The organism is Photobacterium indicum (assembly GCF_003026215.1).
Lineage (GTDB): Bacteria > Pseudomonadota > Gammaproteobacteria > Enterobacterales > Vibrionaceae > Photobacterium > Photobacterium indicum.
The window spans coordinates 105,754-131,787 of the sequence record NZ_PYOC01000013.1 but is presented as its reverse complement, the minus strand read 5'-3'; the positions used below and the strand labels follow the sequence as shown (position 1 = coordinate 131,787).

Genomic DNA, 26,034 nt, shown 5'->3' with positions numbered 1-26,034 from the left:
ATCAGCTTGTTGCGCTGCTTTACGGGCTTTCGCACGTGCAACGGCAGCAGCAATAGCGGCTTTCTTCGGATCGACCTCGGCTTCTACCGTTGAAGCAGATTCCGTGTTAGAGCTAGAATCAGGTTCAGCAGTATCAGCTTGTTGCGCTGCTTTACGGGCTTTCGCACGTGCAACGGCAGCAGCAATAGCGGCTTTCTTCGGATCGACTTCGGCTTCTACCGTAGAAGTAGATTCTGTGTTAGAGCTAGAATCAGGTTCAGCAGTATCAGCTTGTTGCGCTGCTTTACGGGCTTTCGCACGTGCAATGGCAGCTGCCACTGCATCTTTTTTACCATCTTCGCTTTCTGCTGGTACCGAGGTTTTTTCTTCAGCGGCTACTTTTTCGGCTTCTGCTTTTCGTTCTCGTGCTAAACGTTTACGCTCTTCTCGTAATTTCGCCATTTCTGTATTGTCAGGAACAGCTGCGCCTTTCTCTGCTTGGGCTGCTTGTTTTGCTTTTGCCCGAGCAATAGCGGCAGCTACAGCGGGTTTCTTCTCTGTATCTGGTGAGCTTTCTGCGGCTTGCTTGGCTTTCACTCGAGCGATGGCTGCGGCGACAGCATCATCACCACCGCTGCTTGCTGTTTCTTTTCGGCGATCATCAGCCGCTTTCTTAAAGCGATTTTCACGCTCAGCTTTGTCCCGTTCCATGCGCGCGTTTTTAGCTTCAAAGCGTAATCTTGCGCGTTCGGCATTGGCTTCGTCTTGTTTTCTGGCGGTGATTTCAGATTTAGCCTGACGGTAGTATTGGACAAGTGGAATTTCACTTGGGCACACATAAGCACAGGCACCGCATTCAATACAGTCGAAGAGGTTATATTCTTCACACTTTGCGTAATCTTGATCTTTTGCGTACCACTGCAATTGCTGAGGTAATAAAGACGCAGGGCAAGCCTCTGCACAAGAAGTACAACGAATACATGCCATTTCGTGCGTATGTAAAGGCAATTCTTTTCGCTTAGGTGCAAGAATACAGTTAGTAACTTTGGTAATGGGTACATTGGCGTGAGGTAGTGTAAAGCCCATTAACGAACCACCAATAATGACACGAGGGTACTTCTTATCTGGTTGATAGCTGTAGTTATCAAGCAGGTATGAAATTGGTGTACCGAGGCGCGCAAAAACATTCCCACGTTGCTGGAAAGCTTCTCCGGTTAAGGTCACGACCCGTTCAATTAAGGGCTCGCCATCGATAATTGCGCGTTTGACGGCAAAAACCGTTCCCACGTTTTGTACAATAACGCCTACCGATGTTGATCGTGCTTGGCTGGGTACTTCACGACCGGTGAGAACTTTAACCAGTTGCTTGGAACTGCCTGATGGGTACTTCGTTGGTATAACTCGAATAATGATGTGATCATCGTTCGTGATGTGCTTTTCTAATGCAGTGATTGCTTCGGGCTTATTGTCTTCAATACCGATAATCGTTAACTTTGGTTTTACGATATGGCGAAGAATACGAATACCGTCAATAACCTCTGCAGCATAATCTTGCATTAAGCGATCGTCTGCAGTGATATAAGGTTCACACTCTGCTGCATTGATGATCAGAATATCAACCTTACCCAAACCGCCTTGCAATTTACGGCTGGTAGGGAAACCTGCGCCACCTAAACCGGCAATACCACTGAGTCGTATTTTCTCGATCAGATCAGCAGATTCTTCAGATGTATAATCAGCAACAGGTGATTGTTCATACCATTGGTCATTACCATCGCTGTCGATAACAATGCATAAATCAGTTAAACCTGATGGGTGGGCGATTGTGCGTTGTTCTATTGCCGTAACTGTTCCCGATGTTGGCGCATGCACAGGCACACACATAGCAATATCACCTTGAGTCAGTGGCTGACCTTTCAGGACTTTATCGCCAACCTCAATGATAATATCGCCTCTAGAACCTATATGTTGTTTTAGAGGGAGAACAAGCTGTTGTGGCACGCCTGCATGTTGCAGTTCAACTTGATTAGAAATGGCTTTGTTTTCTGCAGGGTGAACACCGCCATGAAAATCCCAAAGCTGACCTTGTTTTATTTGTTCGATAATTGACAGCATGTTTAGTCTACCTTGTCAGTATTGGGTTCAGTAGGAAGATTAACGACCGGGATCTGGTTAAGATCCCATTTCCAACTTTCCGGCGTATCTTTAACCGGAATCATCTCAATACAGTCGGTAGGGCAGGGGGCAACACACAAATCACAGCCAGTACATTCGTCTTTAATAACGGTATGCATCGATTTTGTACCGCCAACAATGGCATCAACAGGGCAAGCTTGAATGCATTTTGTGCACCCGATACACATGTCTTCATGGATAAAAGCAACTGTCTTTATGTTTTCTTCACCGTGTGCTGAATCTTGTACTTCAACACCCATTAGATCGGCTAACTTCTCAATCGTAGCTTGGCCACCTGGAGGGCATTTATTAATTTCATCACCGTTAGCAATCGCTTCTGCGTAAGGGCGGCAGCCCGGATAGCCACATTGACCACATTGAGTTTGCGGTAAAATGGCATTAATTTGTTCAACAATAGGGTCAGCTTCGACTTTGAATCGAATAGAAGCAAACCCCAGAATAAGGCCAAAAATTGCGGCTAAGACAGCTATTGCAATAACTGCAATTAAAATTCCGCTCATTTACAGTTTCACCAATCCAGTAAAGCCCATGAAGGCAAGAGACATAAGACCTGCTGTGATCATCGCAATAGAAGCACCTTTAAAAGGGCCTGGCACATCTGCCGCGGCAATACGTTCTCGCATAGAAGCGAATAAAATCAAGACCAACGAAAAACCAACAGCGGCACCAAACCCATAAATAACGGATTCGATAAAGTTATGGTGCTCATTGATATTCAATAGAGCAACACCTAATACCGCGCAGTTAGTCGTAATTAACGGTAGGAAAATACCCAGCAAACGGTATAGCGTTGGGCTCGTTTTATGTACCACCATTTCGGTAAATTGCACTACAACGGCAATAACAAGAATAAAGCTAAGAGTACGAAGGTATTCAATGCCAAGAGGCGCAAGAATGTAATTTTCCACGAGATACGCAGACACGGAAGCCAAGGTTAAGACAAATGTCGTCGCCAAGCCCATACCAATCGCAGTTTCCAGCTTCTTAGATACGCCCATAAATGGGCATAAACCTAAGAATTTAACGAGTACAAAGTTGTTTACCAACACTGTACCGACAAGTAATAAAAGGTATTCAGTCATACCATCATAATTCTATTTGAAAGAGATCTTAGTATTATCTGATTTTGTGAAGGGTATAACAACTCCTCTCGGGCAGGGTTTTTCAAGTTTGGTGCTATTTTCCTGTTATAAATGAGGCAGTATGTCTTTATTTTGATGATCCTGACAGTTTTATGATGCACCAAGATGTTGTATTGCATGTGTTTTAGTTTGAATCTGTGTTGTAAAACTGTAATTAGCTAGTATTTATTGCTGGATAATCACCCAAAGCATTACCAATAAACTAGCCCCTTGTTCTTTTTGTGATCGCCCCCCGTTGTAAATATGCGTAATTAGGCGTTATCTGTCTGTCATTAATTCGATGAGTATCAATACAGAGCATAAGGTAGAAAAGATGGATATTTTATTGTTAAGTAATGGCAAAATTGCGGGCAACCAGCATGTGATGGAGTTTGCAAGTGAAGCTGTTGTCGAACAAATCAAACGAACTGGGGCTAAAAACTTAGTTCTGATCCCTTATGCTGTGATTCGTTCTAGCCATGATGAGCGTGTTGCCTTGGTTCAAGAAACATTTGATGCATTAGGCTTAGATTGTAAAGTAACGGGGTTACATCGTGCAGAAGATCCGGTTAAAGCGATTCAAGAAGCCGAAGGTATTTTGGTGAGTGGTGGTAATACTTGGGTGCTGAACAAAACATTGCATGATTTAGGTTTAGTAGGTCCAATTCGTAAAGCGGTTCTTGATCAAGGTATTCCTTATATTGGCTGGAGTGCAGGAACAAACATCGCGTGCCCTACGATTCGTACAACAAATGATATGCCGATTATTACTGGTGCGGTACTTTCATCATTAAATTTAGTGCCATTCCAAATTAATCCTCATTACCTTGAAGCCAATGTGGAAGGTCACATGGGGGAAACCCGTGATGAGCGTATCCAAGAGTTTTTAGAAGTTAATCAGTATGAACCTGTTGTCGGTATTCCAGAAGGTACATGGTTACATCTACTAAATGGTGAATTGAGTTATCACACTGCGAACGGTAAGCCGTTAAAGCTGTTTAGTTATGGGGAAGACCCTGTTTACTATACTGCAGAACAAAGTGTTCAGTTTTTAATGGCGCATAGCTGCTAGTAAAAGCATGAATATAAAGTGTCGATACAATACAACGGCGAACTATTAATCCCGTATGTCGCTGGTTCAAGTCCAGCAAGGGGAACCAAATAACTGGCCTCATCTTCGGATGAGGCTTTTTGCGTTAAGAGATGAATTTGGCAGATAGGCATGTAATAAGAATGTAAAAAAACGAGGCGATGTCGCCTCGTTTTTATTTTTCAGAGCAGTTTTTCTGATTAAGCAGGTCTTTGTTGTGTTAAATGTTTGCTCACATTTACAACTATTTGACAATTGAACTACTGTTCAAACAGCTCTCGGCCAAGCAAATCCATCTTTTGGATGATGATTCAGCCTTTAGATGTGTCAAAAACGGACGTTATCTAGTGACCATTTTTGTATAGTTCAACGAATGATGGTTGGTATAAAGAGATGATTTTTTCAAAAATACGAGTCATTGTAATTTCCTCAATCAATTTAGGTTTTAATAGGGAAACTGTTTTCAACCGACCTAAAAGATGACTTTTCTTCTCTGGATGGTTCAACCTGTTTCTGCTGCTGATTATAGATATTTTTCGCAAAGTGAAAAGCAAGAAAATTTCTTTTTTTGGATTAGAATAACTAATCCAAAATCGGTGCTAACTTGCAGGGTAACTCTATAATTTTGATGTTAATCTCTAGGTCTTATAGGCATGTGACAGATTTGGAATAAAGGTGAGTTACCCTTCTTTTTTCTAACTATGTACATCTGAGTAATGAAGATTTTAAAATAAGATGTCTTATCCTATTAATTAACTCGATATCTTATGAAAAATCTTATCTTTTAATACGTTATAAAAACTGTAAAAAGAGTGCTGCAAAGTTTGATCTATATCAGGTTGGTGAGCGTTGATTGAAAAATGAACGGCTTTTATTGATGTTTATCAAAGAAAAATGTGTGATAAATCCTTTGCCGCGGGCAGTGATTGCCAGTAATATTAGCAATGACTTTATTAGCTGTAGCTTAACGATAAACTAACTAATTTGACACATAGCCGCAACATAAGAAGGAAGTCATTGATATCACTTGATATGACAACCAGTACGGTAATCAAATTGCGGGTTTGTAAGCTACATTTGGCTAAGCCCAACAATCGGTACACTGTGTAAGTACTGTCGTCACTCAGCCTGACGAAAAAAGGAGTTCAACATGTTCACTGATGTCGTCGAACTATCGAGATTACAGTTCGCATTAACTGCGATGTATCACTTTTTGTTCGTACCACTGACTCTAGGTATGGCGTTCCTACTAGCCATCATGGAATCAGTTTATGTAATGACTGGAAAGCAAATCTATAAGGACATGACAAAGTTCTGGGGTAAGCTTTTTGGTATTAACTTTGCTTTAGGTGTGGCCACCGGCCTTACTATGGAATTCCAGTTTGGTACAAACTGGGCATACTACTCTCACTACGTTGGTGACATTTTCGGGGCTCCTCTTGCCATCGAAGCGTTGATGGCGTTTTTCCTAGAATCCACTCTGGTTGGTTTATTCTTTTTCGGCTGGGATCGTTTATCAAAACGTCAACACCTTACAGTGACATGGTTAGTTGCTATCGCATCTAACTTCTCAGCGTTGTGGATTCTTATTGCTAACGGTTGGATGCAGAACCCAGTAGGGGCTGAATTTAACTTTGAAACCATGCGTATGGAAATGGTGAGTTTTGCAGAAGTTATCTTTAACCCGGTAGCACAGGTGAAATTCGTTCATACCGTCGCTTCTGGCTATGTAGCTGGTTCGATGTTCGTTCTTGCGATTAGTTCTTACTATATTCTGAAAGGTCGTGATATTCCGTTCGCACGCCGTTCTTTTGCCATTGCGGCATCATTTGGTATGGCGGCGATTGTATCTGTAATCATCCTAGGTGATGAATCAGGTTACGAGCTGGGCGATGTTCAGAAAACGAAGCTTGCCGCTATTGAAGCAGAATGGCACACAGAAGAAGCCCCTGCGGCGTTCACTGTGTTTGGTTTGCCAAATCAAAAAACAATGGAAACTGATTTCGCCATTAAGATCCCATATGTGATGGGTATTATTGCGACACGCTCTACTGACACCGAAGTGACTGGCTTACGTGATCTGAAAGATGAGCACGAAGTACGTATTCGTAACGGTATGGTTGCATACGGTTTACTTGAAAAATTACGTAGTGGCGATCGCTCGCCAGAAAACGTAGCTGCATTCGATGCAGTGAAACACGATCTCGGTTATGGCTTCCTACTTAAGCCATATACAGACGACGTTGTTGATGCAACGCCTGAGCATATTGCCAAGGCCGTTGATGATTCAATCCCTACCGTTTGGCCGCTGTTCTTTAGCTTCCGTATCATGGTTGCTGCTGGCTTCTTAATGCTGGGCATTATTGGTGCTGCATTTATCCAAACGTGTCGTCACAAGATCACAGAGAAGAAGTGGTTACTTAAAGCTGCGCTTTACGGTTTACCGCTACCTTGGATTGCAATTGAAGCTGGCTGGTTCGTCGCAGAGTATGGTCGTCAACCATGGGCTGTAGGTGAGATCTTACCTGTATCTATGGCGGTATCGGATCTTGAGCCATCAGCAATTATCACAACATTGGTGTCAATGATTGCACTTTACACTGTGTTCTTGATTGCTGAAGTGTACTTGATGGTTAAGTTCGCACGTAAAGGTCCAAGTAGCCTGAAAACAGGTCGTTATCACTTTGAACAAAATGATGCACCACAGAATGTGGTATCGCGTCAGGTTGAAGCGTAATTCAGGGAGAGTAAGCAATGTTTGAATATGAAGTATTGCGATTCATCTGGTGGTTGTTAATTGGTGTGCTTTGCATCGGTTTCGCTGTTACAGATGGTTTCGATATGGGTGTAGGTATCTTGTCTAACGTTATTGGTAAGACAGATACAGAACGCCGAGTAATGATTAACTCAATTGCACCGCATTGGGATGGTAACCAAGTTTGGCTTATTACTGCGGGTGGTGCTTTATTTGCGGCTTGGCCTCTTGTTTACGCAACAGCGTTTTCTGGTTTCTACTTCGCAATGGTACTAACACTGGCGGCTTTATGGCTACGTCCGTTAGGCTTTGATTACCGTTCTAAGATTGAATCACCAAAATGGCGTAATGCATGGGATCGTGCGATCTTCGTGGGTAGCTTCGTTCCACCAGTGATCTTCGGTGTGGCGTTTGGCAACTTGCTACAAGGTGTACCGTTTGTACTGAATGAATTCTTGGTACCAAGCTACAAAGGGTCTTTCTTTGGCTTATTGAACCCATTTGCACTACTGTGCGGTATTGTTAGCTTGATGATGATTGTGACTCAAGGCGCAACCTACCTACAGATGAAAACAACAGATGCCTTGCATGAGCGCTCTCGTAACGTTGCATCTATCACTGCTGTAATAACGGCGGTATGTTTTGCAGCTGCTGGCGTATGGGCTCAAAGCATTGAAGGCTACGTTATTACTTCTGAAATTATCACTAATGGTCCATCAAACCCATTAGCGAAAGAAGTGATTCGTGAAACAGGTGCATTGTTCGCAAACTTTGATGCTTATCCATTACTATGGATTGCACCGATTCTTGCGGTAATTATGCCATTGCTAACAGTTGTCGCTTCTCGTGCTAATCGTGCAGGTTTTGCATTCTTAACATCAAGCTTAACCATGGCAGGTATAATTCTGACATTTGGTTTCGCATTGTTCCCGTTCATTATGCCTTCAAGCCTAGTACCAGCGAATAGTTTGACCGTGTGGGATTCAACATCAAGCGAACTTACGCTAAATATTATGACTGGCGTAGCATTTGTTATGGTGCCAATTATTCTTGCGTACACTTCATGGTGTTACTACAAAATGTTTGGCCGTCTTGATAGCAAGTTTATCGAAGACAACAAAACTTCACTGTATTAAGGAGACAGACTATGTGGTATTTCGCTTGGATTCTTGGTGTTCTGCTAGCCTGCTCATTCGGTATCATCAACGCTTTATGGCTTGAAACAACTGAAGATATGGATAACAAAGGTGAGTAGCCTCAGCTTATGGGTCACACAGGCTCATCAGTTATTTGATAATGCACTATTACGTGCATTATCCTTTCTGCTGGCGCTAGCATCTGCAGGGCTGGTAGTGTGGGAGCCTATTCATTTTGCACAGGCTATTGGTGGTTTTGACCTAATCAAATCGCCAACATTAATATGGGCAACCTGCTCTGCAATGATCTATGGGGTGGGCTTTGTACCGCGCCATTGGTATTGGCAAGTTGTGTTTACTCCATTTATCGCCTTACCCATCTTGAGCTATATTATGTGGCTGCGTTTTAGTTACTAAACAGAGTTACATTTAGATACACAATAGGCAGTCTATTACTAATTGAGTAATAGGCTGTTTTTTTTGCGTGAAATATACTTAATACCAAATCTATCAATTATCTGATCAGTTCAGCGAGAGTTAAAATGCTTTTAGGCAAGGAGATAAATTGAGGATCTATGGCTCTAAATTGAAATTTATTAACGCAGTATAAAAGTATTTTAAACTCGCCCAAAGGGAACATCACTGGAAGCCCACTTCTGTGTCTAGCGATTTCAAAAGAGAACCACTCTTCTATCAAACACTATCCTTGAACTCGACTCCCAGTGGTATTCTGAATGGTCAGATAATTAATGGAATTGGTATAACCAGCAAAGAAACGCTGTACAATACAGCTCTTGTTAGAAATGTCATGCGTTGTTGCTGAAGATGCTTTCGGGATATTTCATAAAGCGGATGAAGTTAGGTATAGTAGGCAAATTAAGCCTTTAAAGTCGCTATTAGGCATTTAGTTTTATAACCATTGTGGGTTAAACATGGCAGAAAAAAACATATTTAAATGGCCAATCACTATTTATTATGAAGATACTGATGTAGGCGGCTTGGTTTACCATGCTAATTATCTAAAGTTTTTTGAACGTGCAAGAACGGAACTATTAAGAAGTATCGGGGTCAGCCAACAAGAGCTATTTAAAAATAAGGCGAGCTTTGTTATTCGCCATATTGATATGGATTTTTTAAAAGGCGCGCGTTTAGATGAGCAACTTATCGTACAAACACGTGTTGAAACTGTAAAAAAAGCATCAATCATATTTTGTCAGGGTTTAGTTAACAATGCAGGTCATACCTTGTGTAAAGCTACTGTTAAGGTAGCCTGTGTCAATCCTGAAACCATGAAACCAACTGCAATTCCTCAATTTATTATGTCGGAGATTTCTAAGTGAGTGCTGAACTGTCAATTCTGGATCTTTTTCTACAGGCAAGCCTGTTAGTTAAGATCGTAATGCTAATCTTGCTTGGTATGTCAGTTGCTTCTTGGGCAATGATCATTAAACGTTCGCAGATTTTGTCTAACGCCGCTGCAAAAGCAGAGCGTTTCGAAGACCGTTTTTGGTCAGGTGTCGATCTGTCACAACTGTACAAAGAAGTTGAAGCGCGTAAAGATGATCTGATGGGGTCTGAGCAAATCTTTTACAATGGATTTAAAGAGTACGCCCGTTTACATCGCAGCAATGGTCAAGTGCCAGATGCCGTCATGGAAGGGACTTCCCGAGCAATGCGCGTATCGCTTCTACGTGAGGTTGATGAATTAGAAACCAGCTTACCTTTTCTTGCAACAGTGGGTTCAATTAGCCCTTATATCGGCTTGTTCGGTACTGTTTGGGGTATTATGCACGCATTTATTGCTCTTGGTGCAGTCAAACAGGCAACACTAGCAATGGTTGCGCCTGGTATTGCAGAAGCGCTAGTTGCTACAGCAATGGGCCTTTTTGCTGCGATCCCGGCAGTTATGTTTTATAACAAACTGACAAACCAAGTTTCCAAGCTTGAGCATACCTATGCGACTTTTATGGAAGAGTTTTCAAGTATCCTTCACCGCCAGGCATTTGCCGCTAATCAGGAGTAATAAGCAATGGCTTATCAACCTAAAAAGCGAAAGATGACTGCTGAAATCAATGTTGTACCTTATATCGATGTGATGTTGGTACTCTTGATTATTTTCATGGTTACTGCACCCTTTGTTACACAAGGGGTCGATGTTGAACTGCCTACGACTCAAACTGCGAAAACCGTTGCTGATTTATCTAGCGATAATTCAGGCGCGCCAATTATTGTTGAAGTAGATCAAGACGGTAATTTAGGCCTAAGCGTTGATAACGGTGACATGCTTCGCGGGTTAGCGCTTAATGATTTATTGACCCGAGTGAAAGCCGAATTACAGCTTAACCCTAAATCATTGGTGATGGTTGGCGGTGATGGGCGAGTACCATACTCTTTCATCATCGAGACACTTGATGCGTTAAGTCAAGCCGGGGTGGGTTCTGTTGGTTTAATGACCGAACCATTAGATCAATAGGTAGGTAGTAGGATGAAAAATAATAATTACACTACTGCCGTCATCATATCGTTACTTCTTCATGTTTTATTGTTAGTGGCGTTGCTTTGGGGAACGGATTTCTCTATGAGCAAGCCCAACCCTTCCGGCAGTACGATTCAAGCCGTGGTTGTTGATCCAGCGTTAGTTAATCAACAAGCCAAGCAAATTCGTCAGCAACGTGAAGCAGCCAAAAAAGCGGAGCAAGACAGATTAAAGCGCCTTGAGCAGCAAGCAGCGTCATTAGAAAAGCAACGTAAAGCAGAAGAACAACGCTTAAGGCAGTTAAAATCCGATAAAGTTAAAGCGGAACAAGAAACGCGCCGTGCAGAAGCAGAACGTAAGCGAGTGAATGCTGAGAAGCTAAAAGTCGCTGAAGAAAAACGTAAAGCCGATGAAGCGACAAAAGTGGCGAAGCAACAAGCAGCCAAAGCAGAAGCGGATAGAAAGCAGAAACAAGAAGCCACAAAAAAAGCTGAATTAGCAAGGCAACAAAAAGTCGAGCAACAACGTAAAGCAGAAGAAGCAACACGCAAAGCCGAAGCCGATCGTAAAGCTGCGGAAGCAGAACGTAAAGCACAAGTGGCGGCGAAAGAAAAAGCCGAAGCTGCTGCGCGTAAAGCAGAAGTAGCACGCAAAGAAGCAGTTCGTAAAGCGGCTGAAGCAAAAGAACTTCAGCGCCAGCAAGAAGCGGCTTTAAACGACATGTTTTCAGGCCTTGAAACGGAAAGTGAGCAACGGGGTGGTGCTCGTGGGCAATTCGTTGCTGATGAGGTTTCTCGCTATGGTGCAATCTATACTCAGATGATCCAGCAAAATTTGTTGGTTGATCAAAGCTTCATTGGTAAAGAGTGCATTTTAACAATGCGCTTATCAACCAATGGCTTGTTACTTAATGCATCAGAAGCTGGTGGGGATAGTCGTCTCTGCCGTGCTGCGAAAGCTGCCGTTGTTAAAGTCAGTCAGTTCCCGATGCCAGATGACCCTCAGGTTGTCGAGAAGCTTCGTAGTATTCGACTTACGGTAAGCCCACAATAATGAAGGAGATATTGATGAAACGTTGGATGATGGGCCTATGTATTGCTCTGCTGAGCTTTAGCCAAATCGCACAAGCTGAACTTGAGTTAGTGATTACAGAAGGTGTCGACTCAGCCCGCCCAATCGGTGTTATACCGTTCACATGGGAAGGTGAAGGTAAACTACCGACTGATATATCTTCGGTTATTGCATCTGATTTACAGCGAAGTGGTAAATTTAGCCCTGTGGCGACAAGTAAAATGCCACAAACCCCCGATAGCGAAGAGCAGATCGATTATAACGCTTGGACTTCAATGGGTGTTGATGCGCTAGTAACGGGTAAAGTCACCAAGAACGCAGACGGTAATTACGTTGTGAATTACCAGTTGGTCGATGTTGTTCGTGGTCAATTAACCAGCGGTGAAAGCCGTGGTTTAGCCAATGGTGAATTAGTATTAACCAAAGATCATTTGCTCATCAATAATCGTGCAACCGTGAAAGAAACCCGTTTACGCCAGTATGCCCATCGTATTTCTGATGTGGTTTATGAACAGTTAACTGGCGAGCAAGGTGCTTTTTTAACCCGTATTGCGTATGTCGTGATTGATGATAAATCAAAACATCCTTATCAACTTCGTGTTGCTGATTACGATGGGTTTAACGAGCGCCTTGTTTTAAAGTCTCAGCAGCCGCTGATGTCACCAGCTTGGTCGCCTGATGGCAGTAAGCTAGCGTATGTTAGCTTCGAGAATCAGCAAGCACAGATTTATATCATGGATATCTACAAAGGTACTCGTGAGTTGGTTACGTCATACCCGCGTCATAACGGTTCTCCTCGTTTCTCGCCCGATGGCAAAAAATTAGCGATTGTGCTGTCGAAAACCGGTAGTTTGCAAATTTATATTAAAGATTTAGAGACAAAAAAATTAACCCAAATCACATCAGGTCGAGCGAATAATACGGAAGCCTTTTGGGACCCAGACGGTAAGTCTCTGATTTTTACATCAGACAGAGGTGGTCAACCGCAGATTTATCGCGTAAATTTAGCGGATAATTCGACTAAGCGTTTGACTTGGCAAGGAAGTCAGAACCTCGGGGGGCAATTGACACCCGATGGTCGTTACTTAGTGATGGTGAACCGTTCTGATTCGGGTTTCAACATTGCTAAGCAAGACTTGAAAACCGGTGCGGTTCAAGTGTTAACCAAAACATTTTTGGATGAGTCACCAAGCATTGCACCTAATGGCGGCATGGTTATCTACAGTTCAGTAAATAATAAATCTAATGAACTGTCGTTAGTGTCGATTGATGGGCGATTTAAAGCTCGATTACCTACGACAAATGGGCGAGTACGTGCACCTTCTTGGGGCCCGTTCTTATAACATTTAGCGTTTTTGCGATAATAAAGGAAATATAAAATGCAACTTAACAAAATTTTAAAGGGTTTGGCAATTGCGCTGCCAATGATGACTCTTGCTGCTTGTAGCTCAACAGATAGCACTGATAGTTCAGCTGCATCAGAAACAACAGACGGTTCTACTCAAACAGTAGTAACAACGCCTGTAGATGGTGGTTCAGCTGCACTTTCTGAGCAAGAGCTACGTAGTCAAGAGCTTCGTCAAGAGCAAACTGTTTACTTTAAGTTCGATACAGCAGAAATCCAAGCTGATTATCAAGCTATGCTAGAAGCACACGCTGAGTACTTGAGCAACAGCTCTGATGTTAAAGTGATTGTTGAAGGTCATGCCGATGAGCGTGGTACTCCTGAATACAACATCGCTCTAGGTGAGCGTCGTGCAAACGCAGTTGCTCAATACCTACAAGCTCTAGGTGTATCTGCAAGCCAAATTTCAATTGTTAGCTACGGTGAAGAAAAGCCACTAGTGCTTGGTCACACTGATGCTGACTACGCTAAGAACCGTCGTGCGGTTCTAGTTTACTAATAGACAGGTAAACGATTATGAACAGTAACATTGTGCGAAATATCGCATTAGCGTTGCTGATTGGTGCGGCGACTCAAGTAGTTGCCGCTCCTGCTCCTGTTACTGAACTCAGTAAAAGCGGACAAGGTACAAGCCTTGAACGTTTGGAGCGGATGCTTGAGGCTCGAAATCAGGTTCAGCTTGATATGCAGCGTCAGCTTAATCAGTTAGCCTCAGAAATGGATCAACTTCGTGGTTTGGTTGAACGTAATAGCTATGACTTAACTCAGATGTTAGAACGTCAACGTGAACTCTACCGTGAAGTGGATACTTTAAGTCAACAGCCACAAAAAGCTGCGAAGAAAGCTCCTGCTGATAAGCCTGCATCGGGTGAAACCTACAGTGGTGATGTCAGCGAAAATGAAGCGTATGAAAAAGCGGTTAACTTAATCTTAAAAGAGAAAGATTATGCGGGCGCAGTCACTGCATTCAATGCCTTTTTAACTACATACCCAGAATCTACGTACAAGGCGAATGCTCATTATTGGCTTGGTCAGTTGTACTTCACTCAAAATCAGTTGGCAGAAGCGAGTAAAGAATTCAAAGCTGTTACCAGCGATGAAAAGTCGAATAAACGCTCAGATGCATTATTGAAGCTTGGTGTTATTGCTGAGCGTAGTAAAGATGTTGAATTGGCGAAGAAATATTACCAAGAAGTAATATCGACTTACCCAAGTTCAACCAGCTCACGGCAAGCCGAAGGTAGCCTGAAGCAACTTGGTAACTGATACCCCTAGAAAACGAATGTTTAAGGTCTGCCTGATTAAGGTGGGCCTTTTTATTTTATAAAACAATCGGTTATGCGAAAGCTAAAAATTCCTTTTTAGACCGTGTATAATGTCCGGATAGTAAGGACTAGCTGATGAGCAAGTAAGTAATGAGCCTAACATACGATTCGTCTGAAACGATTTACCCGTTTCCGCAAAAACCAGTTCCATTATCTGATCAAGAGAAACTGACTCACGTCGAGAAAATAAAAGCGTTGTTGAAGGAAAAAGACGCGGTTTTGGTTGCTCACTATTATACCGACCCCGAAATTCAGGCCCTAGCTGAAGAGACTGGCGGTTTTGTTGGTGATTCTCTTGAAATGGCCCGTTTTGGTAATCAGCATTCTGCCAAAACATTGATCATTTGTGGTGTTCGCTTTATGGGTGAATCTGCAAAAATCTTAACGCCTGAAAAAAATGTTCTGATGCCAACCCTAGAAGCGGAATGTTCGCTAGATTTGGGTTGTCCTGCTGATAAATTCTCTGAATTTTGCGATGCACACCCAGACCATACTGTTGTTGTTTACGCTAACACATCAGCTGCCGTTAAAGCGCGTGCAGATTGGGTTGTTACATCAAGCATTGCCCTAGAAATTGTTGAGCACTTAGACAGTGAAGGTAAAGACATTATTTGGGGGCCTGATCGCCATCTAGGTGCTTACATTCAAAAAAATACTGGCGCTGAAATGCTATTGTGGCAGGGCGAGTGTGTTGTACACGATGAGTTCTCAGCAAAAGCGCTTCGTGACATGAAAGCACTCTATCCTGATGCCGCGGTGCTTGTTCACCCTGAATCACCAGCAAGTGTTGTGGCGTTAGCCGACGCGGTAGGTTCGACTAGCCAGCTAATTAAAGCGGCAAAAGAGCTACCGAATAAAAAGCTAATCGTGGCAACTGACAAAGGCATTTTCTTTAAAATGCAACAAATGGTGCCAGATAAAGAATTGGTCGAAGCACCAACAGCAGGTGCGGGTGCAACATGTCGTAGTTGTGCGCATTGTCCGTGGATGGCTATGAACGGTCTTAAAGCAATTGAAAATGCACTCGTTGAAGGCGGAGAAAAGCATGAAATCTTCGTTGATGAAGCGTTACGTGTGAAGTCATTAATTCCGCTTAATCGCATGCTTAACTTTGCTGCTGAATTACAATTGAAGGTGAAAGGCAACGCATAATTGTGCGGGGCCTCAGTCTTTTAAGTGGCGACCATGTGGTCGCCATTTTTATGTGCTATTTAAAATAAAGATAAGGAATGCTTTTCTATGAGCCAGACAATGTTAACCATTGCATTACCGCTCGCGTTAGCATGGATGATGTATTGTGTTGGCCTCACATTAACCCTTGCTGATTTTAAACGTGTTGCGACTTTTCCGAAAAAAATACTGGCAGGTTTAGCCGCTCAATTAATTGGTTTACCCTTACTTGCCTACGTATTGATTCATCTGTTGGCGTTACCAGAACCTATTGCCGTTGGCTTATGGCTATTGGCGCTAGCACCGGGTGGGGCATCGTCCAATGCTATTACGCATTTGAGTGGTGGTGATACTGCGCTATCGATAAGTATGACCGCGATCAGTAGCTTAATTATTCCAATAAGCTTGCCACTGATGCTGCCTTTAGTGCTCAGCGATGCTCAGTTGGTTATACCCGTTAAGATGGCAATATTACAATTAACTGCTGTCACGTTTGTACCTGTGATGATCGGTATGATCATGAAGCAATATATTAAAGCTCTATGGTTTTCTTCGTTTATCTCCTTCGCTGGACGATCGTCATTATGGGCATTGTTTTTCACCGTAACCATTACGTTAGCTGCAAACACCAAAGTCTTTAACCAGCTATTTTCAGTTGGGTCTATTGCTGCAATCGTATTGTGCTTGAGCGGGATGATTCTTGGTGTAATTGTCGCGAAAGCATTGCGAGGCGATAAGAGATTAGTCAAAACGTTAGCAATAGAGGTTGGTATTCAAAATGCTGGAACGGCTATTTTTGTGGCTGTTGTACAATTACAAAGACCGGAGTTAGCATTAACCCCGTTATTGTATGGTGTGCTCATGAATATACCGGCATTGGTGATTATTCATCGAAGTAAACGACAAGCTGCCATACTGCCGAAGTCTTAGTTGAAGTTGTAATTGAAAGACCGCATAAGAAAAAGGTTGCCCGTTATTTGTCATAACATGGGGCAACCCTTTTTCATTTCTGCGCAGCAGCCTTGTGATGCTGTGCTCTTGAATAAGTACGCGTAATTAGTGAAGCGTCACTAATGCTTGTGCACGCTGTGTTAAGCCACATAGCATATTCGGTACTGCTGCAAAGATCTCTTCAAATTGTGCCAGTGCATCTGCGCCTTCTTCAGATAATGCGACCATTGCATTTTCTGGATCGTATAGAAGCGTGATTGATAGCAATACGCCACCTAATAGGGCGTTATCTTCACTATGCTCAGGCATAATGTTTTCCCAATCATCACGTGCTAGCTGCCAGCCTTGTAGCATACCTTCAGCAAAATCACGTGTTTCTTCTGATACGAGTTCAGCGTCATCAAGTACACAGGTTTCAGGCCATTGCCATGTGCCTTCTAATAAGGACTCACGGCTTTCATTCCAGATATTAATAACTGCATTAGCGTAAGCTTCAAGATCTTCGTGGCTGGTAAATGGAGATGTTTCATCGCCACCCCATAGGTATGCCAACCATTCTGAAGGGTCTAACAAATGCGGTGCAGCTGCCATTGCAGTCACAAAACCATGCGTTTGCGCTTCAGTTAAAAGGTGGTTTGTTAGCTCAGGGTCTTGCAGTAATGCACCCAGTTGTGACTGTGAAGACATAGTTAATCTCGATTAATCTCTTGTATTGACTACTACTCATTGACCTACTCGAATATATACAGAGTGAAAGGCAATGAATAATAAGTAATGATGCGAGGTATTGTAGCAATATGAGCAGTAGCCACAACGTTATATTTTATGCGTAGTATTTTAATTTTATCAAAAAGTGAACAATTATAAGACGTTTAGATGATTTTTGTTGACCGATCCTTATATGGTCACTATAGTAGCGCTCCGTTGTGACATTCGTGTTCAGCGACAATTTGTGGTGAGGTGTCCGAGTGGCTGAAGGAGCACGCCTGGAAAGTGTGTATACGGCAACGTATCGAGGGTTCGAATCCCTCCCTCACCGCCATCATTTAAAGAAGCCGTCCTCGTGACGGCTTTTTGCTATCTGTAATACCATAAATAGCCTGAATAACCCCACCTTTTCTTCAATGCCTCTATGCGGCATTTAGTCTTTCAAGACGACTCGATGTTGACTGGGTATATCTCATACCAGCGCCTTGTTATACCCAGAAGATCTTAGTTAATGTCAATTAGAAGCACCGTAATGGTGCTTTTTCTTTGTCTGATATTTGATACCAAGGTGATTTTGTATTGTGATTGTTGGAAGTGTGAACAATATGTAATTAACTTTCAGTTTGATGTGATTTGTTTTTTGATCTCTCTGGTTGTAAATCATGATTTATCGATAGAAATGGAGTCATTTATTCTGATTTTATACTTTAATTATGATGACAAATGCATGGCGATAAATGTTACTTTTATATGCCTTGTGGCGATAGTGTGCTTTGTTAAGAATTTATCTGGATAAATGTAAGAAGATACTGGTTAATTATCCGTTATATTTTTATTGTTCAATGTTGGTTATTCATGGCTTGATTTTTTATTTCATGTTGTGCCTATAACCACCTGTTATTGAATGATTTATTTTTATTGTTTGTTGTTTTAATTACTGCTTGGTTTTATTTTCATATTTTATGGGTAAATATCCATTACGGAATGATTGTAGTCGGTATTGATTGATTTTATGTGTTTACTGCCTTTTAAAAGTGCTTTTAATGCAACTTATGATAGTTAAATAAGGCTTCAGTTTGGTGTTTTTTATCGATGTGGCACGTGAGTGGTGCGTGGGTAGTAAATTGTTCTAAAAACGAGGTTAAAACCAGTGGTAAATTTACCAACATATAAAAACTTTAGTATTTTATTTTAATAAAAACCTGTTCTAATACGCAAATCAACTGGATGATGTTAAATATCCAGTTCAACTTTCTATTATTACCTAATAATCTGGTTTTATTTGCTATAGCTTGGGGGTTTAAAATGTCTGTCAAAGGTCAATTCAATATGCGTAACGCAGCGGCAGATACGTTTGCCATGGTTATTTTTAGTTTTATTACAGGCATGATGATTGAAGTTTTCGTGTCGGGTATGACCCTCGAGCAGTCTTTAGCATCACGAACCTTGTCGATCCCTGTAAACATTGCGATTGCCTGGCCATACGGTGTGTTCCGCGATTATCTATTACGCACAGGTCATCGATTATCTCCCTCTAGTTGGATGAAGGGCATATCAGACATGGTGGCATATGTGTTATTTCAGTCACCGGTTTATGCTTGTATTTTATTGGCTGTAGGTGCAGGTACCGATCAAATCATTACCGCAGTAACAAGTAATGCCTTTGTTTCTGGGGCGTTGGGTATTGTTTATGGGCAATTCTTAGATGTATGCCGTCGTATGTTTAAAGTACCTGGCTACTGTCGTGAGCTATCGCACCCAGAGCCTCAGCATCAAGAAGTGTAATATATTGCCGAATAACTATTTAGCAAAAGGGTGCGCCATTTTATCTTTTATCGATACTTCCAACTGAGGTGACGCAATGGAGATATCATGTTTGATAAATTTATTTTTGATTCGGCAATGTAAGTCATGGGTTAACCCTAAACGATGCCCTGTTTCTGCCGCATAAGCACGCACTTCAAAATTCTGGCAGTTTGCGGTTAGCCCTAAAAAGAACACTTCAGGTGCGGGGTTATCCAGTACTAACTCACATTCATCGGCGGCTTCAAATAATAACTGGGTAACTAATTCGCTATCAGATACATATTGAACACTGATTGTAAGTGTTACTCGAGTTATGGCATCTGATAGTGACCAGTTAATAAACTGCTCGGTAACAAAGGATTTGTTGGGCACGATAACTTCTTTGCGATCCCAATCAACGATGGTTGTTGCACGTGTTTTAATTTTTGCCACAACACCCGTCAACTCCCTAATAGTGACGGTATCGCCAATTCGAATTGGTTTTTCAAATAAAATAATGATACCAGAAATAAAGTTAGCAAAGATTTCCTGCATACCAAAGCCGATACCAACACCAAGTGCCGCAACGAGCCATTGCATTTTACTCCAATCGAAACCAATCAACCCAGAGCCGATAATAATACCAGTGAAGATAGCGAAGTAGCGGGTGAGGGAAGTAATGGCATAACCAGTACCAGGGCTAAGATCAAGGTGCTGGAGTATGAGTAGCTCCATTGCACCGGGTAAATCTCGCGCGAGAATACCCGTTAAGAAGATAGCGAGAATGGCCAGTAAAACACTCTTAATTGTAATTGCGCTGAGTTGTTCTATGCCATTAATGGTACTTGTCACATCCCAAAGTGAAATATCTTCAAGTAGCGTGATTGCTTGATATAGGTCGTCCCATATCAATGACAATACGGCGACATAAATCAGTAATAACAATGAACGTAATAAACGTAAAGATTGCGCACTAATTTTATCAAGATCAACCTCTGGTTCTTCTATTTCAATGTGTAATTCACTGCTTATTGGGGCATCATCTTTGTCTTCAAGTACTTCAGCTTGTCGTTGAGCGATGATTTCTTGGCGTTTTATTTTGGCTCGCTCGAAGGCCAAACGACGTTTTTGAATGAGCATTAAACGCTTTACTAAGTAATAAATAAGCAGAGTAATCACACCGATAACGGCAGACATTTCCATCTTATTCATAACGATTTGAGATGAACCTAAATAACCATTTAAAGCCGCATAGTTTAAACCTTGAGGAATTAGAATCAGTGCCCACCAAAAAATGTGGTGACCAATATGTGCCTTACCTTCAGGCACATCGCCATAAGTCATCGGTAATTTTACTTGCCACATGCGCCAGTGAAAATAACTGACGGCAATATTACTGATAATAAAGGCTAAACGCCCGAGAGTACCACTAATATCAATATCACTATAAAGGTAGGTGAAGTTTTGAATCACCATCATCGGAAGGTAGATCCATAATAGATTCCGATAATGTATAAACGTTTTGTTTACGACACTTTTATCCCAATTAAAGTGGCTGATAAATAAGCCATTATCTCTTACTATTTCACGCATGAAACAATAAACAACTAAAGCCAAAGGTAATGATAAAGCTTGGCCTAAATGATGAACGAAAGGGTACTGCCAGGCATAGCTGAATAATAGACCCGTAATGGCGACAATAATGGGTACAGGCCAAGCAAGGCAGAAAGAGAGAAAGACATTGATATAGCTGTAACTGAATTTGTCTTGTGTCACTTTTCCTATTTTTTGGCTCGTTTTCTCAAGGTATTTAAGCCAACGGCTACGACACCAATTTAAACTCATAATAATAAGGGCGATAATACCGATACCAATAAAGAGCTTTAGTTTTTCTATTACGGCGGGGGCTTTTAATAAATTAACCCATTGGAATGGTGAGAAAAACCATTTTAGTTTTTCCCACGTATCGGTAATAAGATTTAGGCTAAATGTCTTGGCATCTGGTGCCCAAAAAAGTCGCTTTGTAGCTTCAGTTTTTAAATCAATAAGCATGTTATTTAACCGATCAAAAGCCACGGTTAATGTTGCTTGTTGGTAGATTAAAGTATCTGAAGCAGCTATTACTTTTTTTAATAAAGCCAAATTAGCACTGATGAGTTTCTTTGCCGTTTTTTGTTGTTCTGGTGTGAGAGCCTCAATTTCAGTGAGGTTTTTTGCACGTTCAGATAAAGTATCGTGTTGTTGCTGATACTCATATTTATTGATTTGGTTCTGAGCAATATTTTTGTTTAAGGCTTCAATAGGAGGGTTAGAGGGTAAACGGTCTATTCGGGTTCGAAGACTTTCACTGAATGCAGGGCTTAGCTTAAGCCATTCAGACATCATATCTAAGTCATCAGCTGTTTTAGATACGATGGTGATTTGTTCATTCGTTGTTTTTATCTGTTGCTGTACTTGCTCTCTTTTCGTAGAGAAGCTACCAAATGAAGATGACAGTCGTTGATTTGTTATAATTAACTGACGAAGTACTGGTGGCTGATCAATTAAATTTTCTTGTAACTCATTACTGTTTTCAATATTTGTATCAGCGCTGGTTCGAAGTACGCGGTTCAGCATGTTTTGCAAGTTATTGCGGTAGGCCTGACGAGCTTCAATTTCTAAATTGGCATAGGTGATTTTAAATTTAGTTAACGTACGGCGATTACCTGAACTAAGTTGTTCGGCTTCCAGCATAAAGACTTGGCTAATATAAAATTGTTGTTCGATCTTGAATAACAGGGTTTCATTCAGAGCTGCGGTATCACCACTGTCATGCTGAGTCTTTGCTAGTTTGGTTTCCACTTTCTTTATTTTTACTCGAAGTGCTTCTGATTGATAAGAAAACTCATCAATTCCATGTTCAATTTCAAGTAGAAGATTTTTGTCATTTTTTCGTGTGACTTCTAATTGAACTAAAGCGCTGTCTTGATCGGCAATTTCAAGGGTTAACTCTTCTTTGCCCCACTCAAAAAAATCAGGAAATTCAGTTGAAGAATAAGCGGCAATTTTTTGTTTTAGTTTATCAGCCTCTTGCGGGAATGTTTCAGTAACCATCTGATACTGACGTGTTCTAATATTAAATTCTTTAGTTTTATCAATCTGGTTTTGTGCTTGTAAATAGCTATCAAGTTCTTTGATTGTTTCGGGGGTGTTCGGTAATTGGTTAAGTTCTTCAATTTTGCTGGTTAACGCAGCCTGCGAATCTTCAATCTCGTCTGCTATCGTCGAAAAAGCAGTAAGAAGAGACAGAAAGAGAAAAAAGAGAAAGTGGTGCGCTTTTAACATAGATATGCCTATATAAAATCCATAATCATGAAGGCCCTAAACCATAAACTTACGATAAAACGTATTGAATTACTTCAAAATAAAAGTGTAGCAGTGAATAAATAGAATTGATTGGATTAAGAATGAGGCGATTTGGGCTAATAGTCGACAAACAAGAGTTGTTTGAAGAAAACCCCTTGACCCTATCGTTCTAAAACATTACATTAGCCGCCGTTGAGACGTAGAGCGTCTTGGCAACAATGTGGTGAGGTGTCCGAGTGGCTGAAGGAGCACGCCTGGAAAGTGTGTATACGGCAACGTATCGAGGGTTCGAATCCCTCCCTCACCGCCATATCTCTTTTAGAGATATAAAAACGGAGAGATGGCTGAGTGGTCGAAAGCACCGGTCTTGAAAACCGGCAAGGGTTTATAGCCCTTCTAGGGTTCAAATCCCTATCTCTCCGCCACATTCAAAGAAACCGCTACTCTGTTAGCGGTTTTTTTACGCCTGAAGTTTGCTAATCAGATAGGGATGCAGAACCCTAGACTGGGTTCACCTGAGCGAAGCGAAAGCACATTGCCCGTACCGAAGGTGCGAAAAGGCAATAGCCCGAAGGGTACGAGCTTGCGAGTAATAAATCCCTATCTCTCCGCCACATTTAGAAAAGGGCGCTGATAAATCAGCGCCCTTTTTGCGTTTAGCGCATGTGGTAAGAGAGATTTGTTCCAAATCCACCTCACCCAGAACACTCCACCAGATTCAAAGAAACCGCTACTCTGTTAGCGGTTTTTTTACGTCTGAATTTTGCTAAAGAAGGTAGGGGTGCAGAATCCTAGAACAGGGTTCACCAGAGCTCTACTTTCCCCTCTCTTTATACCGTGCTGTCCCAAATATGAGAAAGTGACTTACACTTAATACAGGATAGTCGCAGGCAATTAATCAAGTTAGTTCGTGTTATATCAGGTGTTTTAGGTCGTAGCTTGTTTAACTATGCCGTGAAAATGAGCCTTATCTATGGGTAAATTTCTGTATGTTCATCTACTTGGTATGCTAATGGTTGGCTGTACTAGCACGACAGCCACTCATCAACCTGATCATCAGTTTCGTCAACAATATATGGAACTTTATAGAACAATGGAGATGACACCAAAGACATACCCGATTCTTATTCTACAGCCGAGTGAAGCATGAGCAGAGGTAGCCATTTGTAAAATCACAACGAGCCTGAGGGCTCTTTTTTATGAAAGGTTAGATCATACAGTGGGTAAGAAATCAGGGTGAATCATTAGGTAAAGCGTGAATATTGAGTTTGGGATGAGGAGAAAACTCCGGTAATATCATCATGCCAAGTCGGTATCGGGTATGGGTATCATGAGCCCCAATAAGTAGGAATTTCCCATGATTATTGAACCAGTAGTAAAGGGGGTTGTTGCACGTTCAGCGCATCCATTTGGTTGCCAGCAGGCTATCCGCAATCAGATCAATTATGTGAGAACGGCTGATCCCGTTACTGACGGGCCGAAAAAAGTATTGGTGCTTGGCGCCTCGTCGGGATTTGGTCTGGCATCTCGTATTTCACTGGCTTTTGGTGGTTCGATGGCAGATACCATTGGTATTTCTTTCGAGCGAGGGCCGAGTGAAAAAGGTGTAGGCACCGCGGGTTGGTATAATAATATTTTCTTTCGCGAAGAAGCTGAAAAAGCGGGTTTAATCGGTAAAAATTTTATTGGTGATGCTTTCTCGCCACAAATGCGCCAACAGGTTATTGAGTATATAAAGACAGAATTTGGTGGCCAGCTTGATTTGGTTGTATATAGCTTGGCAACGGGAGTAAGGCCGAATCCTGAAACCGGAGAGTTATGGCGTTCGTCAATCAAGACCATGGGTGAGCCTGTAACAGGGCCGACTATCAACATCGAAACCGACACAATGGAACAGATGACGATTGGGACTGCGACACCAGAAGAAGTTGAAGACACTGAAAAGGTGATGGGCGGAGAAGATTGGGCGAGTTGGATTGACATTCTGTCTGATGCGGGTGTTCTGGCGACTGGCTGTAAAACGGTGGCCTATTCGTATGTTGGCCCTAAAGCGACGTATCCCATTTACCACCAAGGAACATTAGGCAGAGCTAAGGCGCATTTGCATGCAACAGCTGATCAGCTTAATAACAAAATGTCTGAAATGGGTGGTGAGGCTTATGTGTCTGTCTGTAAAGCGTTAGTCACTAAAGCCAGTGTTTTTATTCCTGCCTTTTCGCCCTATATTCTAGCTTTGTTTAAGGTGATGAAAGACAAAGGTGTGCATGAAGGATGTATTGAGCAGATGCAGCGACTCTATGCTCAACGTCTTTACGGAAAAGACAAAATAGTACCCGTTGATGATAACCGTTTGATTCGTGTTGATGACTGGGAACTAGAGGAAGACATTCAGCAGCAAGTCAGTGAGTTAATGGTAAAAATCACCCCTGAAAACTTTACTACAATGGGGGATTACCAAGGTTATAAAACCGATTTTATGCAGTTAAATGGCTTTGATTTAGAAGGCGTTGATTATCAAGCAGATATTAGCTTTGAAACGCTAACGCAATTAGTGGCATAAATGCATAAGGGTCATGTCATGCGCCAAGTCAGTGAAAAACTACAGCCATGGCTTGAAGGTTTTAACCTGCAAGTAGCAGTATTAATTGAAAATGGTTTCAAACCGACTTCAAGCAATGCCCGTGAAGGGCTAGCCAATTTAACGAAAGATTTGGTTACTGATATTCCCGCTATTGCTTGGGTTCAAGATGATGTTGTCATCAACGATGAATGTAATGTACCTGTACGTATTTACCATCCGGCACCAGAGCAGGCTTTACCTGTTTTGGTTTATTACCATGGTGGTGGGCATATGGCCGGCAGTATTACGGTTTATGATCCTATCTGTCGGAAATTGGCGATAGCAACCCAGCATGTTGTAGTGGCTGTCGATTACCGGCTGGCGCCAGAATGGCCGTATCCTGCGGGTGTGAATGATGCTTATGCTGTTGTGAAAGGTATTTGGACAACATTGGATAGCTGTCAGATCCAGTATCAACAAGAATTAGTGATTGCAGGCGATTCTGGTGGTGGTGCATTGGTGGCAGCGGTAAGTGAACAGGCGCAATTTGATGATACGGTGAATATTGCCAAGCAGGTGATGATCTATCCAAGTCTTGACTACACCATGCACTCAGGTTCGATGGAACAAAATGCAGCAGGGTACTTGCTTCAGAAAGACAAGGTAGCGTGGTATTTTGATAATTATTTACAAAATAATGAAGACCGCCAACGGGTTTCTCCATTATATGGCCGCTTTACCCCTGCGTTGCCAGAAACCTTACTCTTTACTGCTGAGTTTTGCCCGCTTCGTGATGACGGGGTAAGCTATTGCAAAAAGGTTGAAGCGACTGGCGTGCAGGTTGAGCATGTACATTTCCCCGATATGATCCACGCCTTTATGAATATGGAAGATTTGGTAAAAAAAGAGTGCGCTCAAGTTTACCAAACCATTGCCCGTTTTCTACGCACCTAAGCGCGGT

The 26,034-nt window shown here is 42.0% G+C and carries 23 protein-coding genes and 3 tRNA genes; 21 read left to right on the top strand and 5 right to left on the bottom strand.

Features of this window, described 5'->3' with window-relative positions; genetic code table 11:
- The 3 genes from rsxC to rsxA all read right to left on the bottom strand — a co-directional run.
- The coding region (rsxC, locus tag C9J47_RS23255) for an electron transport complex subunit RsxC (RefSeq protein WP_107255627.1) at positions 1–2,094 on the bottom strand (2,094 nt) is incomplete at its 3' end.
- 2 nt (positions 2,095–2,096) lie between these two features.
- Positions 2,097–2,675: an electron transport complex subunit RsxB gene (gene rsxB, locus C9J47_RS23250; protein WP_107255626.1), complete on the bottom strand. Its 579-nt coding sequence runs from the start codon at positions 2,673–2,675 to the stop codon at positions 2,097–2,099.
- Positions 2,676–3,257: an electron transport complex subunit RsxA gene (gene rsxA, locus C9J47_RS23245; protein ID WP_006233069.1), complete on the bottom strand. Its 582-nt coding sequence runs from the start codon at positions 3,255–3,257 to the stop codon at positions 2,676–2,678. It lies immediately after the preceding gene.
- A 373-nt stretch (positions 3,258–3,630) separates the two neighbouring features.
- Between rsxA and pepE the strand changes: the two genes are divergently transcribed.
- The 14 genes from pepE to C9J47_RS23175 all read left to right on the top strand — a co-directional run bounded on the left by pepE (position 3,631) and on the right by C9J47_RS23175 (position 16,654).
- A complete protein-coding gene (gene pepE, locus C9J47_RS23240) occupies positions 3,631–4,368 on the top strand; it encodes a dipeptidase PepE (RefSeq protein ID WP_107255625.1) in 738 nt (245 codons plus the stop codon).
- Positions 4,369–5,536: 1,168 nt separating this feature from the next.
- The gene (locus C9J47_RS23235) at positions 5,537–7,123 is read left to right on the top strand and encodes a cytochrome ubiquinol oxidase subunit I (RefSeq protein ID WP_107255624.1); all 1,587 of its coding nucleotides are present in this window, start codon (positions 5,537–5,539) and stop codon (positions 7,121–7,123) included.
- Between the two features lie 17 nt (positions 7,124–7,140).
- Positions 7,141–8,277 (top strand): cytochrome d ubiquinol oxidase subunit II, encoded by a 1,137-nt coding sequence (gene cydB / locus C9J47_RS23230; RefSeq protein WP_107255623.1) that lies wholly within the window; start codon positions 7,141–7,143, stop codon positions 8,275–8,277.
- Positions 8,278–8,288: 11 nt separating this feature from the next.
- The gene (gene cydX / locus C9J47_RS23225; RefSeq protein ID WP_006233074.1) at positions 8,289–8,396 is read left to right on the top strand and encodes a cytochrome bd-I oxidase subunit CydX; all 108 of its coding nucleotides are present in this window, start codon (positions 8,289–8,291) and stop codon (positions 8,394–8,396) included.
- The gene (ybgE, locus tag C9J47_RS23220) at positions 8,389–8,694 is read left to right on the top strand and encodes a cyd operon protein YbgE (RefSeq protein ID WP_107241438.1); all 306 of its coding nucleotides are present in this window, start codon (positions 8,389–8,391) and stop codon (positions 8,692–8,694) included. Before cydX ends, ybgE begins: the two co-directional genes overlap by 8 nt.
- Positions 8,695–9,209: 515 nt before the next feature.
- Positions 9,210–9,617 carry a tol-pal system-associated acyl-CoA thioesterase gene (ybgC, locus tag C9J47_RS23215; RefSeq protein ID WP_107255622.1) on the top strand — a complete coding sequence of 136 codons (408 nt, stop codon included), beginning with the start codon at positions 9,210–9,212 and terminating at the stop codon, positions 9,615–9,617.
- Positions 9,614–10,300: a protein TolQ gene (tolQ, locus tag C9J47_RS23210; protein ID WP_107255621.1), complete on the top strand. Its 687-nt coding sequence runs from the start codon at positions 9,614–9,616 to the stop codon at positions 10,298–10,300. Before ybgC ends, tolQ begins: the two co-directional genes overlap by 4 nt.
- A gap of 6 nt (positions 10,301–10,306) precedes the next feature.
- Positions 10,307–10,750 (top strand): protein TolR, encoded by a 444-nt coding sequence (tolR, locus tag C9J47_RS23205; RefSeq protein WP_107255620.1) that lies wholly within the window; start codon positions 10,307–10,309, stop codon positions 10,748–10,750.
- Positions 10,751–10,762: 12 nt separating this feature from the next.
- Positions 10,763–11,806: a cell envelope integrity protein TolA gene (tolA, locus tag C9J47_RS23200; protein WP_107255619.1), complete on the top strand. Its 1,044-nt coding sequence runs from the start codon at positions 10,763–10,765 to the stop codon at positions 11,804–11,806.
- Between the two features lie 11 nt (positions 11,807–11,817).
- Positions 11,818–13,167 (top strand): Tol-Pal system beta propeller repeat protein TolB, encoded by a 1,350-nt coding sequence (gene tolB / locus C9J47_RS23195; RefSeq protein ID WP_107255632.1) that lies wholly within the window; start codon positions 11,818–11,820, stop codon positions 13,165–13,167.
- Positions 13,168–13,203: 36 nt separating this feature from the next.
- A complete protein-coding gene (gene pal, locus C9J47_RS23190; protein WP_107255618.1) occupies positions 13,204–13,728 on the top strand; it encodes a peptidoglycan-associated lipoprotein Pal in 525 nt (174 codons plus the stop codon).
- A 17-nt stretch (positions 13,729–13,745) separates the two neighbouring features.
- Positions 13,746–14,495 (top strand): tol-pal system protein YbgF, encoded by a 750-nt coding sequence (gene ybgF / locus C9J47_RS23185; RefSeq protein WP_107255617.1) that lies wholly within the window; start codon positions 13,746–13,748, stop codon positions 14,493–14,495.
- Between the two features lie 149 nt (positions 14,496–14,644).
- A complete protein-coding gene (gene nadA, locus C9J47_RS23180) occupies positions 14,645–15,706 on the top strand; it encodes a quinolinate synthase NadA (protein WP_107255616.1) in 1,062 nt (353 codons plus the stop codon).
- 87 nt (positions 15,707–15,793) lie between these two features.
- Entirely contained in the window at positions 15,794–16,654 is an 861-nt protein-coding gene (locus C9J47_RS23175) for a bile acid:sodium symporter family protein (protein ID WP_107255615.1), read from the top strand.
- A 126-nt stretch (positions 16,655–16,780) separates the two neighbouring features.
- Here C9J47_RS23175 and C9J47_RS23170 read toward each other — a convergent pair whose 3' ends face one another.
- Positions 16,781–17,362 (bottom strand): UPF0149 family protein, encoded by a 582-nt coding sequence (locus C9J47_RS23170; protein ID WP_006233085.1) that lies wholly within the window; start codon positions 17,360–17,362, stop codon positions 16,781–16,783.
- A 267-nt stretch (positions 17,363–17,629) separates the two neighbouring features.
- On the opposite strand from C9J47_RS23170, the gene C9J47_RS23165 reads away from it, so the two are divergent.
- Both C9J47_RS23165 and C9J47_RS23160 read left to right on the top strand, forming a co-directional pair.
- Positions 17,630–17,717 (top strand) — tRNA-Ser (locus C9J47_RS23165).
- Between the two features lie 971 nt (positions 17,718–18,688).
- Positions 18,689–19,168 carry an L-alanine exporter AlaE gene (locus C9J47_RS23160; protein ID WP_107255631.1) on the top strand — a complete coding sequence of 160 codons (480 nt, stop codon included), beginning with the start codon at positions 18,689–18,691 and terminating at the stop codon, positions 19,166–19,168.
- Positions 19,169–19,183: 15 nt separating this feature from the next.
- Here the strand turns inward: C9J47_RS23160 and mscM are convergent, their stop codons facing one another.
- Positions 19,184–22,492 (bottom strand): miniconductance mechanosensitive channel MscM, encoded by a 3,309-nt coding sequence (gene mscM / locus C9J47_RS23155; protein ID WP_107255614.1) that lies wholly within the window; start codon positions 22,490–22,492, stop codon positions 19,184–19,186.
- Between the two features lie 243 nt (positions 22,493–22,735).
- Between mscM and C9J47_RS23150 the strand changes: the two genes are divergently transcribed.
- The 5 genes from C9J47_RS23150 to C9J47_RS23135 all read left to right on the top strand — a co-directional run bounded on the left by C9J47_RS23150 (position 22,736) and on the right by C9J47_RS23135 (position 26,027).
- A tRNA-Ser gene (locus tag C9J47_RS23150) sits at positions 22,736–22,823 on the top strand.
- 24 nt (positions 22,824–22,847) lie between these two features.
- Positions 22,848–22,938 (top strand) — tRNA-Ser (locus tag C9J47_RS23145).
- A gap of 548 nt (positions 22,939–23,486) precedes the next feature.
- A complete protein-coding gene (locus C9J47_RS27185; RefSeq protein ID WP_170107565.1) occupies positions 23,487–23,663 on the top strand; it encodes a hypothetical protein in 177 nt (58 codons plus the stop codon).
- A 207-nt stretch (positions 23,664–23,870) separates the two neighbouring features.
- On the top strand, positions 23,871–25,073 hold the full coding sequence (gene fabV, locus C9J47_RS23140) for an enoyl-ACP reductase FabV (RefSeq protein WP_107255613.1): 1,203 nt from the start codon (positions 23,871–23,873) through the stop codon (positions 25,071–25,073).
- 18 nt (positions 25,074–25,091) lie between these two features.
- Positions 25,092–26,027: an alpha/beta hydrolase gene (locus C9J47_RS23135; RefSeq protein WP_107255612.1), complete on the top strand. Its 936-nt coding sequence runs from the start codon at positions 25,092–25,094 to the stop codon at positions 26,025–26,027.
- Positions 26,028–26,034 lie beyond the last annotated feature (7 nt).